Origin of the sequence: Micromonospora sp. DH13, assembly GCF_020873825.1 — a bacterium.
GTDB lineage: Bacteria > Actinomycetota > Actinomycetes > Mycobacteriales > Micromonosporaceae > Micromonospora > Micromonospora haikouensis.
This window is the reverse complement of sequence record NZ_JAHWGR010000082.1, coordinates 1-1,581: the sequence shown is the minus strand read 5'-3', so window position 1 is coordinate 1,581 and position 1,581 is coordinate 1. Positions and strand designations below refer to the sequence as shown.

Here is a 1,581-nt window from a genome sequence, read left to right as displayed (position 1 = left end):
GCACCGCCATCATCCGCGACCGCTCCACCAACCGCACCCTCCTCGGCATCGGCATCCACCACATCGCCTTCGACGGCTGGTCCCACACCCTCCTCGTCCACGACCTCACCCACGCCTACACCGCCCGTAAGGCCGGACAGTCACCCACCTGGGACCATCCGGCGCCCACCCTCCGCCAGATCCACGACGAGTACGCCCGGCTCCGCGACGCGGCCGACCTGCCCGCCCAACGCGCATACTGGCGCGGCCAACTCCACGGCCTCCCCCGGCAGGGCGACGGTGGGCCGACCGTGTCGCTGGAGCAGGCTCTCGCCTGGGGCCCGAAGGCGGGGCACACCGTGACGGTGCCGCCCGAGGTGATGCAGCGGTGGGACCGGGCCGCCCGGGAGCACCGGTTCAGCCGCTCCAGCTACTTCGTCGCCGCCTTCGCCACCGCCCTGCGCGCCGTCCACCAGCAGGACGACATCGGCCTGCTGATGGTGGTCGCCAAGCGCGGCAGCAGGGTGCTCGACTCCGCGTTCACCACCCGACTCAACCTCAACTGCGTGCGGGTGCGCTTCGACGGGCCGCAGGACGACAAGCTCGTCCTGCGGGTCCACGAGACGGTCGCCGACCTGATGCGGGCGCAGGACGTGCCCTTCGCGGAGACCGCCGACGATCCCGCGGCCGGGCTCTCCAGCGAGGTGGTCGCCAGCCTGCCGACCTTCGTCTACCAGGACAACGTGGTGCTCCCGCTGGACCTGCCCGGCTGCCGCACCGAGGAGGTCGTCGACCCGTACGCCCGGGAGGTGTCCAACGGCCTCACCGTGGAGGTGCTGCCCCGCGCCGACCACGCCCTCCTGCGCGTCACCATCCGCACCGACTACCTGCCGTACCGCTTCGCCGAGGAGCTGAACGGCCACATGCTGCGCTTCCTCGAGGCCGGTCCCGCGCCGGCTCCGGGTCGCTGACCGCACGTCGTACCCCCTCGTGCCGGTGGGCGCGGACGACCGCGTCCACCGGGTTCACCTGGGTCTTTTCGCACCGGCCCCGCCTACGGGCGACGCCGGTCCTGATCGGAGGTTTGGCTCATGTCCGTCGGGTTCGTTGGTGGTCCGGCCCAGGCTCCGGGGCTCACCGCCCCCGGCACCGACTTCGAGACCCTCGATCTGGTGGGTGATCTGCGGCGGGTGGTGGTGTGGCCGGCGCGGGCGGGTTCGGTGTCGGGGGTGGTGGGGTGGCCGTCGGGCGTGGCGGGTTCGGGTGTGGTGGTGGTGGCGGGGTTGGTGGGTGTGTTGGCGCGGTATACGGGTCAGTCGGAGGTGGTGCTCGGGCTGGCCTCGGGTGGTGTGGTGCGCGTGGATGTGGCGGGTGATCCGGGGTTTGGTGACCTCGTGGGTCGGGTGGCGGAGGCGTTGGTGGCTCCGTCGCCGGCGGCGGGTGGCCCGGTTGGTCCGGTCATGTTGCATGTGGTGGATGGGCCGGTGGGCGAGGTGGGGCCGGGTGTGGTGGATGCCGGTGTGGTGGTGTGGGTGGCTGGTGATGGGTCGGGGTTGCGGGTGGACTTTGCGGTGGAGGAGTTTTCGGCGGGGTGGGTGCGGG

At 72.1% G+C, this 1,581-nt stretch carries 1 protein-coding gene and 1 pseudogene; both read left to right on the top strand.

What is annotated here, in order from left to right:
* Positions 1-950 (top strand): condensation domain-containing protein (locus tag LPA42_RS33310; protein ID WP_228987134.1); only part of this gene is annotated, 950 nt, incomplete at its 5' end.
* Positions 951-1,070: 120 nt separating this feature from the next.
* A pseudogene (locus tag LPA42_RS33305) lies at positions 1,071-1,581 on the top strand (non-ribosomal peptide synthetase); the annotation flags it as partial.